The 15,392-nt window shown below is 61.3% G+C and carries 16 protein-coding genes and 1 tRNA gene; 6 read left to right on the top strand and 11 right to left on the bottom strand.

Going from position 1 to position 15,392, the window contains the following annotated elements:
• Positions 1-24: 24 nt before the first annotated feature.
• From REH34_RS23395 to REH34_RS23380, 4 genes are all read right to left on the bottom strand, one after another.
• Positions 25-1,806 carry an ABC transporter permease subunit gene (locus tag REH34_RS23395; RefSeq protein ID WP_311969303.1) on the bottom strand — a complete coding sequence of 594 codons (1,782 nt, stop codon included), beginning with the start codon at positions 1,804-1,806 and terminating at the stop codon, positions 25-27.
• A 21-nt stretch (positions 1,807-1,827) separates the two neighbouring features.
• Positions 1,828-3,159, bottom strand: coding sequence for an LLM class flavin-dependent oxidoreductase (locus REH34_RS23390; protein ID WP_311969302.1), 1,332 nt, complete (start codon positions 3,157-3,159; stop codon positions 1,828-1,830).
• Positions 3,160-3,204: 45 nt separating this feature from the next.
• On the bottom strand, positions 3,205-4,275 hold the full coding sequence (locus REH34_RS23385; protein WP_311969301.1) for an extracellular solute-binding protein: 1,071 nt from the start codon (positions 4,273-4,275) through the stop codon (positions 3,205-3,207).
• Positions 4,276-4,351: 76 nt separating this feature from the next.
• On the bottom strand, positions 4,352-5,464 hold the full coding sequence (locus tag REH34_RS23380; protein WP_409373165.1) for an ABC transporter ATP-binding protein: 1,113 nt from the start codon (positions 5,462-5,464) through the stop codon (positions 4,352-4,354).
• Positions 5,465-5,712: 248 nt separating this feature from the next.
• Here REH34_RS23380 and REH34_RS23375 point away from each other — a divergent pair, with 248 nt between their 5' ends.
• Positions 5,713-6,387 (top strand): DUF1028 domain-containing protein, encoded by a 675-nt coding sequence (locus REH34_RS23375; protein WP_311969300.1) that lies wholly within the window; start codon positions 5,713-5,715, stop codon positions 6,385-6,387.
• Positions 6,388-6,399: 12 nt separating this feature from the next.
• Here REH34_RS23375 and REH34_RS23370 read toward each other — a convergent pair whose 3' ends face one another.
• Both REH34_RS23370 and REH34_RS23365 read right to left on the bottom strand, forming a co-directional pair.
• On the bottom strand, positions 6,400-7,329 hold the full coding sequence (locus tag REH34_RS23370; RefSeq protein WP_311969299.1) for a LysR family transcriptional regulator: 930 nt from the start codon (positions 7,327-7,329) through the stop codon (positions 6,400-6,402).
• Positions 7,330-7,511: 182 nt separating this feature from the next.
• Positions 7,512-8,081: an SPOR domain-containing protein gene (locus tag REH34_RS23365; RefSeq protein WP_311969298.1), complete on the bottom strand. Its 570-nt coding sequence runs from the start codon at positions 8,079-8,081 to the stop codon at positions 7,512-7,514.
• Positions 8,082-8,194: 113 nt separating this feature from the next.
• On the opposite strand from REH34_RS23365, the gene REH34_RS23360 reads away from it, so the two are divergent.
• Positions 8,195-8,488 (top strand): DUF6388 family protein, encoded by a 294-nt coding sequence (locus REH34_RS23360; RefSeq protein ID WP_226503609.1) that lies wholly within the window; start codon positions 8,195-8,197, stop codon positions 8,486-8,488.
• 112 nt (positions 8,489-8,600) lie between these two features.
• Here the strand turns inward: REH34_RS23360 and REH34_RS23355 are convergent.
• Positions 8,601-8,677: transfer RNA gene (locus tag REH34_RS23355), tRNA-Val, on the bottom strand.
• A gap of 182 nt (positions 8,678-8,859) precedes the next feature.
• Here REH34_RS23355 and REH34_RS23350 point away from each other — a divergent pair.
• On the top strand, positions 8,860-10,143 hold the full coding sequence (locus REH34_RS23350; protein WP_311969297.1) for an FAD-binding oxidoreductase: 1,284 nt from the start codon (positions 8,860-8,862) through the stop codon (positions 10,141-10,143).
• Positions 10,144-10,158: 15 nt separating this feature from the next.
• On the opposite strand, the gene REH34_RS23345 is transcribed toward REH34_RS23350, so the two are convergent.
• Positions 10,159-10,845 carry a peptidase C39 family protein gene (locus REH34_RS23345; RefSeq protein WP_409373164.1) on the bottom strand — a complete coding sequence of 229 codons (687 nt, stop codon included), beginning with the start codon at positions 10,843-10,845 and terminating at the stop codon, positions 10,159-10,161.
• Positions 10,846-11,064: 219 nt separating this feature from the next.
• On the opposite strand from REH34_RS23345, the gene REH34_RS23340 reads away from it, so the two are divergent.
• Complete coding sequence (locus REH34_RS23340) at positions 11,065-11,238, top strand: hypothetical protein (RefSeq protein ID WP_311969296.1); 174 nt, start codon at positions 11,065-11,067, stop codon at positions 11,236-11,238.
• Positions 11,239-11,346: 108 nt separating this feature from the next.
• On the opposite strand, the gene REH34_RS23335 is transcribed toward REH34_RS23340, so the two are convergent.
• Positions 11,347-12,102 (bottom strand): TerC family protein, encoded by a 756-nt coding sequence (locus REH34_RS23335; RefSeq protein ID WP_226503606.1) that lies wholly within the window; start codon positions 12,100-12,102, stop codon positions 11,347-11,349.
• A 121-nt stretch (positions 12,103-12,223) separates the two neighbouring features.
• Between REH34_RS23335 and nhaR the strand changes: the two genes are divergently transcribed.
• Positions 12,224-13,120 (top strand): transcriptional activator NhaR, encoded by an 897-nt coding sequence (nhaR, locus tag REH34_RS23330; protein ID WP_311972143.1) that lies wholly within the window; start codon positions 12,224-12,226, stop codon positions 13,118-13,120.
• 7 nt (positions 13,121-13,127) lie between these two features.
• Here the strand turns inward: nhaR and REH34_RS23325 are convergent, their stop codons facing one another.
• Positions 13,128-13,637, bottom strand: a complete 510-nt coding sequence (locus tag REH34_RS23325) for a DUF1993 family protein (RefSeq protein WP_226503605.1) — start codon at positions 13,635-13,637, stop codon at positions 13,128-13,130.
• Positions 13,638-13,741: 104 nt separating this feature from the next.
• Between REH34_RS23325 and REH34_RS23320 the strand changes: the two genes are divergently transcribed.
• Entirely contained in the window at positions 13,742-14,392 is a 651-nt protein-coding gene (locus REH34_RS23320; RefSeq protein WP_226503604.1) for a YceH family protein, read from the top strand.
• A 97-nt stretch (positions 14,393-14,489) separates the two neighbouring features.
• Here REH34_RS23320 and REH34_RS23315 read toward each other — a convergent pair whose 3' ends face one another.
• The gene (locus tag REH34_RS23315; RefSeq protein WP_311969295.1) at positions 14,490-15,311 is read right to left on the bottom strand and encodes a shikimate 5-dehydrogenase; all 822 of its coding nucleotides are present in this window, start codon (positions 15,309-15,311) and stop codon (positions 14,490-14,492) included.
• Positions 15,312-15,392: the final 81 nt, after the last annotated feature.

Raw genomic sequence — 15,392 nt, 5'->3', positions numbered from 1 at the left:
GTGGGGTTTCAATCAGTTGTTCAGTCACGATGCACTCGCTTGATGATCGGCAGGACGGAAATATTCCATGAGGGAGAACAGCACACAGACGATCAACAGTACCACCACCGAAGCGGCAGCGAGCGTCGGCGTCACCTGCAGCAGGATATCGTCCCACATTTGCTTGGGCAGCGTGGTCTTGAGCCCGCCGCCGATGAACATCGCCACGGTCAGTTCTTCGAACGATTGCAGGAACGCCGTCACCAGGCCGGCGAACAGCCCACCCTTGATCAACGGCAACGTCACCTTGCAGAACACTCGCCACGGCGCGGCGCCCAGAGTAGCGGCAGCCTGATCGAGACGCCAGTCATAGTGCTTGAACGTCGCCAGTAACACCACGAAGGCCATGGGCAAGGCAATCACGGTGTGTCCGATGATGATCCCCAGATTGGTGGCGACCAGTGACATGTGCGCGAACAAATAAAACAGCGACACCGAGATGACCATAGGTGGCACGATCATCGGCGTCATGAACAGCAGAAACGCCACGCCACCCAGGCGACTGCGGCTACGGGCCAGGCCGAACGCCGCCAGGGTGGCGAGCATTACCGTGATCAGCGCGGTAACGATGCCGATACCGAACGAGCGCAGGGTCGCCCCCACCCACAGCGGCGACTGCAGGTATTGAGCGAACCACTTGAAGCTCAGGCCTGACGGCGGGAAGGTGAGGAAATTCGATGAAGTGAAGGCCATAGGCACAAAGGCCAGGATCGGCACGATCAGGACCGCCATGACCAACCAGGCATAGCTCGACAGGATCCAGCCCGCGTCGCGTGCGCCGAACAGCCGCAACCAGGCCCGCGCCAGGCCGTCGCACAGATTACCCATGGTCGCCGCCAACCCAAGCCCCAGTCGGCGCGTCAGGCCGTCACGCTGATGGCGGTCACTGGAAGCACCGGACAAGGTCGACAGGCCGAAAGTCCGGTCATAGATGAAGCAAGTGGCCAGCGCTGCCAGTACCAGCATCACCGCGATGGCCGCGCCCATCTGCCAGTTCTGCAGTTGATTGATCTGCACGATGATCAACTGACTGAGCATGGTGTCCTTCGCCCCACCCAGCAAGGTTGGAGCAATGAAAAAACCCAGCGCGCTGATGAACACCAGCAAACCGGCCGCCGCCACCCCCGGCATCGACAACGGCAGATAGATCCGCCAGAAGCGTTGCGGTGCGCTGGCTCCTAACGTATCCGCTGCCTGACTCAGCTGTCGATCGATTTGATTCATGATCGGCAGCATCACCACCACGGCCAGCGGCAACAGAGTATGAATCATCGAAAACACTACGGTGGCACGCTGAAACAACAGCTCGCCATGGGTAAATCCCATGACCGCCAGCAAATCGTTGACCACACCGTTGCGCCCTAGAAACACCAGCCAGGCAAAGTTCTTCACCAGCGCGCTGGTCCAGAACGGCAGCAGCACGAACAACGCCGATATCCGCTGCCGCCTGGGGCTCATGCGGGCCAGCCAGTACGCCAGCGGATAGCCCGCAAGCATGCACCAGAAGGTGGTTTGCAAGGCGATTGAAAACGTCACGCCCAGCGTGCGGGTATACACACCACCGGCGAACACCTTGTGGAACGCGGCCAGGGTCCATGCGCCGCTGCGTGGATCCTGAAGACTGACCACCAGCAACTGGAACGATGGATACAGTAGAAATGCCGCGAGAAACACCACGCCCGGGACTACCAGCCAGATCGCGCTCAACGCATGCCAGGGTGCCCGAGGGGCCTTGGACCCTACGGTTTGTATCGCCAGCTCAGTCATAGCGACCTCCTGCAGGTGGATTCAAACGTGCCGATTGGCAGGCCGCGCCAGGCCCAGGTGGTCACGCAGGGTCTTGCCGGTGTATTCGCGCTTCATCAGCCCGCGCTCCTGCAGCAAGGGCACGACCTGCTCGACGAAGTCCTGCATGCCGCCCGGCATGGTATGGAAAATCATCATGAAGCCGTCCGCCGCACCGCCGTCGAGCCATTCCTGCATGTGATCGGCCACCTGCACGGCGGTCCCACGGAAGGTCACGTTGCCACGCTCGTAGCGCATGCACATTTCCCTAAGGGTCAGCTTCTCAACGCGGATCATGTTGACGATGTAATCGAAGTATGCGCGATGGAAATTCGACGTCGCCGGGATGCGCTCTTCCGGAATCGGCTCGTCCAGCGGCAGATCGGACAGATCGGTTTCCAGGTCCTGGGCCAGGCGCATGCGGCCGACGTCGGGATGAATCATGTTTTGCAGGTGCTGGTACTTGGCTTCTGCCTCTTCAGGGGTCGCGCCGATGACCACCGACAGACCGGTGAGAATCTTCAGTTCGTCAGGAGAACGCCCGAACTTGACTACCCGGCTCTTGAGATCGTCGTAGAAGACCTTGCCCTTTTCCACGGTCGGATCGGAGGCGAATACCACTTCAGCGGTTTTCGCCGCGAAGTCCTTGCCGGTTTCCGAAGCACCGGCCTGGATGATGACCGGCTTGCCCTGCGGTGCGCGGGCGATGTTAAGCGCACCGTGGACATTGAAGTACTTGCCGTCGTGGTGCACCGCGTGTTGTTTTTCAGGCAGGAAGTTCAGGACATTGGCCTTGTCATGGACGAAGGCATCGTCTTCCCAGGTGTCCCAGAGCGCCTCGACCACTTCCATGAATTCCTTGGCCTTATCATAGCGTTCAGCGTGGGGCGGCAGCTTGTCGAGGCCGAAGTTGCGCGCCGCGTAGTCATTGGCGCTGGTGACCACGTTCCAGGCCGCGCGGCCGTGGCTGAGGTGATCGAGGGAAGCGAATTGGCGCGCCAGGTTGTAGGGCTCCATGAAGCTGGTTGAAGCCGTGGCACCCAGGCCGATGTGCTTGGTCGCCACTGCCAGCGCCGACAGCAGGGTAATGGGTTCGAACACGTTCATGAAGAACGGAAAGCGCTTCCAGGCGTACAGATTGTCGGTGCGCGCAGCGGGGGTGTCGGCGATGAAGAAGATGTCGAAACAGCCACGCTCGGCGAGCTGCGCCATGGAGATGAAATGCTCGATGCTGGTGGAAGCATCGTCCGGCGTACCGGTCTGCAGCCACGAGGCCGGATGGGCGCCGGTCCCCTGGATCAGGGTGGCCAAGGCCATGTGTCGAGTGGTGCTCATGTACAGGTTCCTGGAGTCAGTGGACGTGTGGCGATGACGCCGGGATCAACCCAGCATCCATTCCTGAAAGCGTGCAACGACGGCGTCGTAGTTGCTGCCCCACCAGGTGGAATCCAATTCGGTGAGGTGCTTGAGGTTGTCCGGGGAGCTGGGCAGGACGGCGGCCTGCTCAGGGGTCATGAATTCGAACGCGCGCTTGTTGCTCGGGCCATTGGCACTGAGCGACGAATACACCGCCTGCTGCTCGGGACGCATGCAGAATTCGACGAACTTGCGCGCCAGGTCGAGCTTGGGGGTGCCCACCGGGATCGACCAGCCATCTACCGAATAGAGGCCTTGAAACACCATGTTCACAGGAGCGCCGGAGACCTTGGCGGCGTAGCCACGGGAGGTCCAGGTATCGGCGATGTCGACTTCGCCACTTTGCAGGATCTGCGTATTCTGCGCGCCGGCGGACCACCAGACGGAGACATCATCGCGAATCTGGTCAAGCTTCTTGAACGCGCGATCGACATCCAGCGGGTAAAGATCCTTACCGGCCACGCCATCGGCGAGCAAGGCCATTTCCAGGGTCCCCCAAGGGCTCTTGTACAGGCCGCGGCGCCCCGGAAACTGCTTGGTATCCCAATAATCGGCCCAGGTGGCCGGCGTTTTGCCCGCGTAGGTCTTGGTGTTGTAGGCCATGATGATGCCGAACACCGAGAAGCCCAGCCAGTTGCTCTTGAGCATGCCCGGCAGCACATCCTGGCCTTTGCCGGCAGGAATATTCAGGTCGGCGAGGTAGTTCTTGGGCGAAGTCAGGCGCGCCACGTGGTCCTGGGTCACCATGCTGACGTCCCAGATGTAGGTCTTGGCATCGACGAGCAGCTTGAACTGGGTCACCGGATCGGAGTCATGGGCGACGCTGATCACCTTGATGCCGGTTTCCTTTTCAAAGGGATCATAAAACGCCTTGCGCAGGGTCGGGCCGACCGAGCCGCCAACGTCTGCCACGGTGATGGTCTCGGCGCCAAACGCGCGATTACCGCTCCACATGCTGGAAAGCGCCACGCCGGCGGTCGCGACGCCGGCCCCCTTGATCACATTGCGGCGCGAAAAACTCTTGGCATCTGACATCACTGCTTCCCCGAATAAATAGACTTTCGAATGATTTGGCAGGCTGATAAAGCCAACGCAGGCGACAACGACGGCCTTACGCGGGAAGAAAGCGAGCGTGCTGCGCGAGCCATTCGAGACCGATTCGACTGCCGATCGTCAATGGCGCATCGCCGCCCGAACGGCGCACGACCAACAAATTGCCTGAAGCCAGGCGTACCACCACACGGGTCTCGACGCCCGCGTACACCGAGTCGACGACTTGCCCCTGCAAGGCGCCCTGCTCGGCGGCCACTGCATGCAGGTGTTCGGGGCGGATCACCAGCGCGCCGGACTGGTTCGCCTGCGCGCCATGGCCCTCGGGCAGTGCGACGTTGCCATCGGCGCCGTCGAGGCGATTGCCGGGCAGCACCTTGCCTTCCAGCACGTTGGAAATACCGATGAAGCGCGCCACGGCGAGGGTGCGCGGGCGCTCGTACATCGTCTGCGGATCATCGATCTGCTCGATGCGACCGTTGTGCATCATGCAGATGCGGTCAGACAGCGCCAGCGCTTCGTCCTGATCGTGGGTGACGAAAATGATCGTCGAGCCGGTTTCGCGGTGCAGACGCTTGATCTCCATCTGCATGGTTTCACGCAGCTTGCGATCCAGCGCAGACAGCGGTTCGTCCATCAGGATCAGCGAAGGCTTGTAGATGAAGCAGCGGGCCAGCGCGACCCGTTGTTGCTGGCCGCCGGACAGTTCGCGCGGGAAACGCTGATGCATGGAATCGAGGCCGACCATGGTCAGCGCCTCGCTGATGCGCCGTTGCGCTTCATTGCGCGAGACTGCGCGCATGTCCAGGGCAAAGCCGACGTTCTGGGCGACGGTCAGGTGCGGGAACAGCGCGTAATTCTGGAATACCACGCCGATGTCGCGCTGGTGCGCCGGGGCGTGGGTCTGGTCGCGATCATCGATCAGGATTCGGCCGCTGGTGGGCGCGACCAGGCCGCTGATGATCTGCAAGAGTGTGGTCTTGCCGGAGCCCGAAGCCCCGAGCAGGGTCAGCAATTCGCCGCTGCGCACTTGCAGGTCGAGGGCATGCAAGGCGTCGATATTGCCATAGCGCTTGCCCAGGCCCTCGACTCGAAGCTTGACCGCTGCGCCGTTGACGGACTGGACAGGGGCTTGGCCTGGCGATGCGTGCGGTAGCTGGGTCAGCGTGCTCAATATCATTTCTCCCGTGCTGGCCTGGCGTTGGCTATACCTACAGAAATGTGGCTGGTCGCTGCATGCTGTTGAGAGAACGGGGATAGCGAAAGTAGGTTTTTTATGGTCCCAAGGCAGGAAAAAGCTTTGCTAGCCCGCCCTCATCGCTAACGACCTTTTAGCGTGGCAAGCACTACAAAAAAGCTCGTTTCGCCCGCCACCGCCTATGGACACGATAACGGCACACCTGGCGAACAGAGAAAACCTGGATGACGTTCTCAATCGTCGGCCGTTGCGCCGAAACCGGTCAGTTGGGCATTGCGATCAGCTCCTCCTCCATTGCCGTAGGCGCTCGCTGCCCTTGGCTGCGGCCGGGTGTGGGCGCCGTGGTGACGCAGAACATCACCTTGCCGGCGCTAGGTCCGCAAGTGCTCGAACACATGGAGTTTGGCCTGGAGCCGACACTGGCACTGGAGCGCACGCTAATCCACAATGGCTTCAACCCGTTCCGACAGCTGTCGGCCATCGATCATCTGGGCCGCACCGCGCATTTCACCGGCAGCGAAACCCTGGGCACCCATCGCGCGTTGGCGGGCGAGCAGTGCGTGGGCGCCGGTAACCTGCTGGCCAGTGCGTCGGTGATCGAGGCGTTGGTGCATGGCTTCGAGACCACCGGCGGGCAACTGGCGGATCGGCTACTGGCGGCGCTGCAAGCGGCACTCGCTGCGGGTGGCGAAGCCGGCCCGGTGCATTCGGCGGCGTTAGTGGTGGTGGGGGAATTGACCTGGCCCATCGTCGATCTGCGCATCGACTGGGCGGCGCAGGATCCCATCGGCCAACTGGCCCTGCTCTGGGCGGCGTATCGCCCGCAAATGGACGATTACATCCTGCGTGCTCTCGACCCGGCCAAAGCCCCGAGCTACGGCGTGCCTGGCGATAAATGAGCCATCAGGCCATCAAGCCAGCAGGACGGGCTCGGCCACCTTGGGTGCCAGCACCTCGCGGCAGTGATCGACGAACAACTGCGCCGGCTTGGTCAATTGCCCGCGACGCAGCCAGGCCGCCGACAGGCCCGAGCTGGTGACCCGCTCGGCCAAGGGCACGCAGACCAGCTTGTGCCCATCGTAGGTATAGGGCGAGTGTGGGCGGGTCACCAGGATCGAGAAGCCGAATCCGCAGCCGACCATACCGCGCACCATCTCGATCGACGGTGAGCTGAACTGGATGTTCGGGGTCAGCCCACGCTCCTCGAAAATACTCACGAAGTAGTTGCGGCTTGGCAAGACATCCAGCAATACCATGGGCTCAAGCACCAGATCGCTCAACGACACCTTGGCCTGCCGGGCAAAACGATGCCCCTCGGGCAACAAGGCGTAGGGCTGTTGCGGTGCCATCAGCGGTACCGTGTCGATGGTGCTGTCCAGATCATGCTCGTAGAGCATTGCCAGATCGATACTGCCGGACGTCAGCGCCTGGACCAGCTCCTGCTGTTCACCGTCGCGGATGCGGATTTCCACTCCCGGCCAGCGATCGCGAAAACCGGCGATCAGGCGCGGCAGGTACAGCGGCGCTACGGTCTCGAAGCAACCGATGTCGATCTGCCCGCCGACGACTTCGTTGTCGGCCAGGGCGTTCTGCTCGAACTCATGGGCGACCCGCAGCAGCTCCAGGGCCTTGCGGTAGAAACGCGCGCCTCCCGGAGTCAGTGTCACACCCTGGGCATGGTGGCGGATGAACAGCTGGACCCCGAAACTTTCTTCCAGATGCTTCACTGCGGTAGAAATCGACGGCTGAGCGATATAAAGCTTGCGTGAGGCCTCGGCCACACTGCCGCATTCGACCGTGGTGATGAAATATTTCAGTTGTCGAAGGTTGTAGGCAGCCATTTTCACCTCGCAGGTGGTGAGTGACCGCATCAAATCAGCGCAAACGACATCGACAGTGGCCGTCAGCGGGCGCGCCGATGGCGGTCAATGACCGCTTGATCGGGCACGCCGGTTGATGCTGGTTCCAGAACTCTATCCCTTTCAAGAACCGGGCCGCTTCTGCGCCAGCAGCACAATCAGCCTTATTGGGCAGGGACCGCCTGGTGCGCCACGACCACCGACTCGATGCCTTGGGAGGCCATCAATTCAGCGCGCTTGGCATCCGCTTCGGCCTTGTCGGCGAAGGGCCCGAGGTACACCTGAGTCACGCCATCGCGCTGGGCAATGCTGGCCATGAAGCCATGTTCGACCAGGCGCGAGGTCATGTCGCTCAAGGCGCCCATGTTGCTGCCTTGCACGATCTGCACTTCCCAACCGGCCGCAGTGCCACTACCCGCGACCACGGGGGCGGGTCGCAACGAAGGCCCGCAGGCGGCCTGAACCTCGGCGTTGTTGCCGTCCTTGTCGAGAATAGCCTTGAAGCCATCGGCGGTTTTCAACGCTACGTAACTCTGGAAGCCGCCGAAGTTGCCGGAAGCGTCCTTGCTCTTGACCTGCCCGCAGACATTACCCTCAGGCGTGACGCGGACATTGGTGTACCTGGCCGTAGCCGGGTTTTCCAGGAGTTGGGACACGGCCTTGCTGGACGTCGAGACATCACTGCCGCACCCTGCCATCAGCACCATCGCCGCTACTGCCGTCAATCTGCGCACACGCCCTCTCCCGGAAAAATAAAGCGGCGATTTTATCACCATCGGATTCGAACCGGGGCGCTGCGCTGTGGCATCATTTCCCATCGAGACCTTCCAACACCTGAGAGACCCGCATGATCCCCAAGCAGCAGCGCCAAGCTATCGCCCTCGAAAGATTTCTCGAGCAGCACCCCGATCTGCGCGAGGAAATCCAGGTTCTGAGCGAAAAGGAACAAAAGGAGCAGACGCTGTGGGCGCTGGAAGATGCTGCCCAGGAACAGGGCCAGGAGCCGTGGGAACTGGTGCTGGAGCTGGTCGCCGAGTCGCCTGAGGAACTCAAGGCCATGCGCCTGGAGGTGCATCAGGAAGTGGCCGAGGCGCTGGGCATGGACTGGGACGAGTATCGCCAGCTCAACGAACTGGATTGACCGCTGCGGGTGGGAGCGTGCTCCTGCCCGTGCAGGACAAAATGCGCACGACAAAAAAGGGCGGCCCTTTCGGGTCGCCCTTTTTTCACCGCCCAGCAGAGCGGATTTTGTTTGGTAGGCGCGATTGGACTCGAACCAACGACCCCCACCATGTCAAGGTGGTGCTCTAACCAACTGAGCTACGTGCCTGCTGTGAGGCGGCATTCTACGGATCTGTGCGCTGCTGTCAACTCGTTTTTTTAGGCTAAGCCTATGAATAAGCGTATTTTTTAGGTCGTTCCGTGCAGCGGTACGGCTCCCCCGGTGGTCGTCGATTTTTATCTCAGGTAGCATCGGTGCACTCGTAAAAAATATAGAACAGAGGTTGCAGGATGACGAACACCCCCTATCCCCAGTCCTACTACGCGGCCTCGGCCAAGCCCGCCCCTGCACGTCCCCCCCTGCAAGAGCAGCTCGAAACCGATGTATGCATCATCGGTGCAGGCTATACCGGGCTGTCCAGTGCGCTGTTTTTGCTGGAGCATGGCTTTTCGGTCACGGTGCTCGAAGCCGCGCGGGTAGGCTTTGGCGCATCGGGGCGCAATGGCGGGCAGATCGTCAACAGTTACAGCCGCGACATCGATGTCATCGAGAAGACCGTCGGTGCCAGCCAGGCGCAACTCTTGGGCGATATGGCGTTCGAGGGGGGACGTATCATTCGCGACCGCGTGGCGCGCTACAACATCGAGTGCGATCTCAAGGACGGCGGGATCTTCGCCGCACTGACCGCCAAGCAGATGGACCATCTGCAAGCCCAGAAGCGTTTGTGGGAACGCTACGGCAACACCCAACTGGAGCTGCTCGATCAACAGCGCATTCGCGCCAGCGTGAATTGCGAGCAATACATCGGCGGCCTGCTGGACATGAGCGGCGGCCATATCCATCCGCTCAACCTGGCCCTCGGCGAGGCCGCTGCTGTGGAATCATTGGGCGGGCGTATCTTCGAACAATCCGCAGCGCTGCGCATCGACCGTGGCGCTAACCCGGTGGTGCACACGGCCAGCGGCCAGGTGCGAGCGAAATTCGTCATCGTCGCTGGCAATGCCTATCTGGGTAATCTGGTCCCTGAACTGGCGGCCAAGTCCATGCCCTGCGGCACACAAGTGATCACCACGGCGCCACTCTCGGACGAACTGGCCCGCAGCTTGCTGCCCCAGGACTACTGCGTCGAGGACTGCAACTACCTCCTCGACTACTATCGCCTCAGCGCCGACAAGCGCCTGATCTTCGGTGGTGGCGTGGTGTACGGCGCCCGTGACCCAGCCAATATCGAGGCAATCGTCAGGCCGAAAATGCTCAAGTCATTCCCGCAGCTCAAGGACGTCAAGATCGACTATGCCTGGACCGGCAACTTCTTGCTGACCCTGTCGAGGCTGCCCCAGGTGGGGCGGCTGGGCGACAACATATATTATTCGCAGGGCTGCAGCGGCCATGGCGTGACCTATACACACCTGGCGGGCAAGGTGCTCGCCGAAGCACTGCGCGGCCAGGCCGAACGCTTCGACGCCTTCGCCGGCCTGCCCCACTACCCATTCCCGGGCGGCCAGTTGCTGCGCACGCCGTTGACGGCCTTGGGCGCCTGGTATTACAGCCTGCGGGACAAGTTCGGGGTCTGAGTCGACAACTTTGGCTTAATGACCGGCGATGGCCTTTACCGCCTTCGCGGCCTCGCTTTCCTGGCCGGTCCTGGCCAACTCGTCGGCCGCCGTCAACCAGCGCTGACGATCCACTTCGGCGGGCAGTTGCGTCGGCCGCTGGATCAGCACGGCCCAGCTGCCGGCATCGCGCCATTTGGATTCGAAGCCGGAGAATTTCATCAGCTTGCGGCGCTCCTCGGCAGAGCGCAGGACCAGGTTATCTTTGAAGCGGTCATAGCCCACCAGGACTGCATAGCGCGGTTCGGACCAGAACAGCGAGCCTTCGGTGTAACGCACCAGTACCGGGTAGCCGGCCGCAACCTGGGCCAGCAACGCGCGCAGGTTGCCGTCGAGCGGATATACCACCATGCCGTATTCACGCGCGACCCTCTGGGTCGAGACCTGGAGCTGGTCGGCCTGTTCCGGCAGGTGCAGCGGCTTGTCGAGCAGCCCTGGGGTGATCTCTACACCTTGCTGGCGCAACAACGCAGCCAAGGCCATTGCTCCGCTGTGGTTAGCCTTGCCGCGGAAATACGGCACGCTATTGAGCTCGACCCGATCCGGCAAGCCGGACATGCCCGGCGCAGGCGTGCTAGTGCAACCACCGAGGGCGCCGATCAGGACGAGAAGGGTCAACAAGGGTGCGTAAAACGAAGTGCTGTGCGTGGATCCCGACGACATCTGGCGCTCTCTATCCATGGGGGTGCCGGGCGGCTAAGGGCCCGAGCGGAACACTGATCATAGAAGGCCGCCGCCCGTCGGTACAGTGTCTCGCCGTTAAAGGTTGTGCCGATATGAATGCAGGCGCCCCATACCATTGGTCAATGGACTGAAACACGGGCTGGCCTAGAATGTCATCTATAACAAGCGCACGCGTTTGTTTGGCCAAAGGAGGCCCTTATGAGCCCGACAGTGACAATTCTGATGTTGATCAGCGCCTGGCTGGCCGTAGCCGGTGCCATGTTGTGGGGAGTGCTGCGCGTCAGCCGCCGTCACCACCACCCTGTTACCCGCCTGCAGCTCAAAGCACGACCGCAGCGGGAGCCACGGCACCAGGTGGCCCATTTGCATTGATGATTCCCCGCCGATGCGTGTAGCGAGGGGGATTGGCCCCGAAAACCAGCAATCCCTTAGATGACTGGTGGCCGACAGATTTTTCGGGGCTAGCCCACCCGCTGTTGATCAAGCGCTGGCGAGCTTCTGCTCTTTGCGCACGCGAGCCTTGCGGGCCCAGATGTTCAGGCATTCGATAGCAGCCGAGAAGCCCATGGCGCAATAAATGTAGCCCTTGGGCACATGGGCACCGAAGCCTTCGGCGATCAGCGTCATGCCGATCATGATCAAAAAGCCAAGCGCCAACATCACCACGGTCGGGTTGTCATTGATGAACCGGGCCAAAGGTTCCGATGCCAGCAACATCACCAATACCGCCACAACCACTGCGATGATCATGATCGGCAAATGCTGAGTCATGCCTACAGCCGTGACGATGCTGTCGATCGAGAACACCAGGTCGAGCATCAGGATCTGTCCGATCGCTGCGGCAAAGCCCATGGTCACCTTGGACGACACATGCGCTTCTTGCTGCGCCACTGGGTCCACGCTGTGATGGATCTCGGTCGTGGCCTTCCACAACAGGAACAGGCCACCGGCAATCAGGATCATGTCCTTCCACGAAAACGCCTGACCCAGCACCTCGATCACCGGCTCCGTCAGTTGGACGATAAAGGCCACGGTGCTCAACAGGCCCAGGCGCAGGATCAGCGCCATGCCGATGCCGACGCGGCGCGCCTTGGTGCGGTGCTCCACGGGCAACTTGTTGGTGAGGATCGAGATAAAGATCAGGTTGTCGATGCCCAATACGATTTCCATGACCACCAGGGTGGCCAAAGCAATCCAGGCAGCGGGGCTCGTGGCCAGTTCAAGTAGATATTCCATGCGGATGCGCACTCATGTCGGGGGTCGATGAGGACGCAGTCTAATGAGCATGAATATTCAGGAAAATTCGTATTTTCAAGCGCTATACTTCGAGGATACCGAACTGTCGCCGGAATCTCCGATGCTCAACTATCGCCAACTGCATTACTTCTGGGTCGTCGCCAAGACGGGCAGCATCGTGCGCGCCTGCGAGCAGCTCAACCTTACCCCGCAGACCATCAGCGGCCAGATCAGCCTGCTGGAGCAAACGTTTGGTACCGAGCTGTTCAAGAAAGTCGGCCGGCACCTGGAATTGACCGATACCGGGCGCCAGGCCCTACCCTATGCCGAGCAGATGTTTCAACTGGGTAACGAACTGGAAGCGCTGCTGCGCGCGCAACCCAAGGAGCAGCCGATTCTGTTTCGCGTGGGTGTCGCCGATGTAGTGCCCAAATCGATCGTCTATCGCTTGTTGGCGCCCACCATGGAGTTGGCTGAACCGCTGCGCATTACCTGCCGCGAGGACAAGCTTGAGCGCCTGCTGGCCGACCTGGCTATCCAGCGCCTGGATCTGGTGATTTCCGACCGCCCCATGCCGGCACACCTGGACATTAAAGGATACAGTCAGAAGCTGGGCGAATGCGGTATCAGCTTTTTCGCCACACCAGCCTTGGTCGCGCAGTACGCGGGTGACTTCCCTGCTTGTCTGCAGGGTGCGCCGCTGCTGATTCCCGGAGCCGAAACCGTGGTACGCAACCGCCTGGACCGCTGGTTCGGCGACCAGCGGGTGCACCCGCGCATTGTCGGGGAGTTCGACGACAGCGCGTTGATGCAAGCTTTCGGGCAATCGGGCAGCGGGGTGTTCATCGCCCCCAGCGTAATCGCCGAGGAGGTCTGTCACACCCTCAACGTGCGCCTCATCGGCCACACCGATGCGGTCACGGAATCCTTTTACGCGATTGCCGTAGACCGCAAGGTGAAACACCCCGGCATCGTCGCCATCACCGAGGGCGCGCGCCGCGAGCTATTCACCCCTTGATGCTGACTTAGAACGCGCCCATGAAATCGCGCTTGCCGATCTCGACGCCGTTGTGGCGCAGGATGGCGTAGGCAGTGGTGACGTGGAAGAAGAACTGCGGCAAGCCGTAGCTCAGCAGGTAGCTTTGGCCGGTGAAGCGTTTCTCTTTGTCGGTACCAGGGCGGGTGATGATTTCCCGAGCTTCCTGGCCGTCGATCAATGCGGCATCCAGACCATTGATGAAGCCCAGCACCTGGGCCAGTTTGGCTTGCAGGTCAGCGAAGGTCTTGTCGTCATCGCTGAACGATGGCACCTCGACACCCGCCAGACGCGCAGAGACGCCTTTGGCGAAGTCGACGGCGATCTGCACCTGACGGATCAGCGGGAACATGTCCGGGTAGAGGCGCGCCTGCAACAGCGCGTCGGGCTCGATCTTGCGCGCGGTAGCGTGGGCTTCGGCCTTGTTGAGCACATCGCCCAGGGCGGTGAGCAGTTGCTTGAAGACAGGAATCGAGGCAGCGTAAAGGGAGATCGTCATGGGGCATCCTGAAAGGTCGAGAGAATCACGTAAACGCCCGCCCCGCTTGTATTTTATCGGGGTCAGGCCCTAGGCTGTGGGCATTACTGCATAGGAACCGCGCTATGTCCGCCGAACACGATACCGCAACCACGACCATTGAGCTCGACCGTACTGAAATTCGTGTTCTGGGCTCGCTGATAGAAAAGCAGGCCAGCAACCCGGAAACCTATCCGCTGACGCTCAATGCGCTGGTATTGGCCTGCAATCAGAAGACCAGCCGCGAGCCCGTCATGCAACTGACCCAGGGACAGGTCGGGCAAAGCCTGCGTGCACTCGAAGGCCGGGGCATGACCCGCCTGGTCATGGGCAGCCGCGCCGATCGCTGGGAGCAGCGGCTCGACAAGGCGCTGGAGCTGGTGCCTGCGCAATTGACGCTGATGGGCCTGATGTTTCTGCGGGGCCCGCAGACGGTCAGCGAACTGCTGACGCGCAGCAACCGCCTGCATGACTTCGAAGATACTGAACAAGTAGTGCACCAGCTCGAACGCTTGATCGGCCGCGGGCTCGCGGTGCTGATACCGCGCCAGGCGGGGCAACGCGAGGACCGCTATTGCCACGCACTGGGCGACCCTGCGGACATCGAAGCCGTGCTGGCCGCGCGCCAAGGCACCCCGGAACGCGCGCAGGCTAGCGCGGCGGCCATTGAGCGGATCGACGAACTGGAAGCGCGTATTGCCGCCCTTGAAGAGCGGCTGGCACGACTGGAAGGCTGATCATTGGCTGTCCTTGTGGAGCGAGCTCTGCCCGCGAAGCGTCTCGAGACTTCACGGGCAGAGCTCGTTTCCACACGGTTTTCAGCGCCCACAGGGCTCACTGCGCCCGCGCGAACTCCGTGGCCAGCCGCACCTGCTCGTCACTGGGACGAACGCCGGTGTACAGCACAAATTGCTCCAACGCCTGGATGGCAATCACCTCAAGCCCGGTAACCACCTGCTTGCCGAGCGCCTGCCCCAGCAACACCAGCGGTGTCTGCGCAGGCAAGGCGACGACGTCGAATACTGCTTGCGCAGCCTCGACCGCGTCACGGGGAAACGCCAGGTCATTGACCTGCGGCCCACCACTCATGCCCACCGGCGTGACATTGATCAACATCTGCGGGCGCAACTGCCCCAACTCGTGCCGCCAGTCATAGCCACAACTGCGCGCCAGCGCCGGTCCGGTTTGAGTGTTACGGGCAATGAGTGTCCCGCGCTTGAAGCCCGCATCACGAAACGCCGACGCCACCGCCTTGGCCATGCCGCCACTGCCGCGCAAGGCAAAGGAGGTGTCAGGGTCCAGATTGTGACGGTCGATCAACTGACGAATTGCAATATAGTCGGTGTTGTAAGCCTTGAGCCGTCCGTCGGTATTGACCAGGGTATTGATGGACTGGATCGCCGCTGCCGACTGGTCCATTTCATCGACCAAAGGGATACAGGCTTCCTTGAACGGCATCGATACGCCGCAACCACGGATGCCCAGCGCGCGGATACCGCCCACAGCTGCGGGCAGATCCGTGGTGGTCATGGCCTTGTAGTAGTAGTTGAGGCCCAACTGTTGATAAAGATGGTTGTGGAAGCGCACGCCGAAAGTACCGGGCCGTCCGGCGAGCGATATGCACAGCACTGTGTCCTTGTTGGGTGGTGTCGACATCTAATACTCCTGTGTGGGGATTCGCCAGCTCAGCGGGAGCGGCGTTGGACCTTACACAATATTTACCGTTCCCTTTCGCAA

The organism is Pseudomonas baltica, assembly GCF_031880315.1.
GTDB lineage: Bacteria > Pseudomonadota > Gammaproteobacteria > Pseudomonadales > Pseudomonadaceae > Aquipseudomonas.
The sequence above is the reverse complement of the archived record's forward strand: the minus strand, read 5'-3'. Positions and strand labels throughout refer to the sequence as shown.

Excerpts from the sequence above, each read along its gene's own strand:
- REH34_RS23345 (WP_409373164.1), bottom strand. The coding sequence starts at position 10,845 with ATGTCGTCGGGATCCACGCACAGCACTTCGTTTTACGCACCCTTGTTG.
- nhaR (WP_311972143.1), top strand. The coding sequence starts at position 12,224 with ATGCTCAACTATCGCCAACTGCATTACTTCTGGGTCGTCGCCAAGACG.
- REH34_RS23335 (WP_226503606.1), bottom strand. The coding sequence starts at position 12,102 with ATGGAATATCTACTTGAACTGGCCACGAGCCCCGCTGCCTGGATTGCT.
- REH34_RS23395 (WP_311969303.1), bottom strand. The coding sequence starts at position 1,806 with ATGACTGAGCTGGCGATACAAACCGTAGGGTCCAAGGCCCCTCGGGCA.
- REH34_RS23315 (WP_311969295.1), bottom strand. The coding sequence starts at position 15,311 with ATGTCGACACCACCCAACAAGGACACAGTGCTGTGCATATCGCTCGCC.
- REH34_RS23390 (WP_311969302.1), bottom strand. The coding sequence starts at position 3,159 with ATGAGCACCACTCGACACATGGCCTTGGCCACCCTGATCCAGGGGACC.
- REH34_RS23385 (WP_311969301.1), bottom strand. The coding sequence starts at position 4,275 with ATGTCAGATGCCAAGAGTTTTTCGCGCCGCAATGTGATCAAGGGGGCC.
- REH34_RS23340 (WP_311969296.1), top strand. The coding sequence starts at position 11,065 with ATGAGCCCGACAGTGACAATTCTGATGTTGATCAGCGCCTGGCTGGCC.
- REH34_RS23370 (WP_311969299.1), bottom strand. The coding sequence starts at position 7,329 with ATGGCTGCCTACAACCTTCGACAACTGAAATATTTCATCACCACGGTC.
- REH34_RS23350 (WP_311969297.1), top strand. The coding sequence starts at position 8,860 with ATGACGAACACCCCCTATCCCCAGTCCTACTACGCGGCCTCGGCCAAG.
- REH34_RS23325 (WP_226503605.1), bottom strand. The coding sequence starts at position 13,637 with ATGACGATCTCCCTTTACGCTGCCTCGATTCCTGTCTTCAAGCAACTG.
- REH34_RS23320 (WP_226503604.1), top strand. The coding sequence starts at position 13,742 with ATGTCCGCCGAACACGATACCGCAACCACGACCATTGAGCTCGACCGT.
- REH34_RS23360 (WP_226503609.1), top strand. The coding sequence starts at position 8,195 with ATGATCCCCAAGCAGCAGCGCCAAGCTATCGCCCTCGAAAGATTTCTC.
- REH34_RS23375 (WP_311969300.1), top strand. The coding sequence starts at position 5,713 with ATGACGTTCTCAATCGTCGGCCGTTGCGCCGAAACCGGTCAGTTGGGC.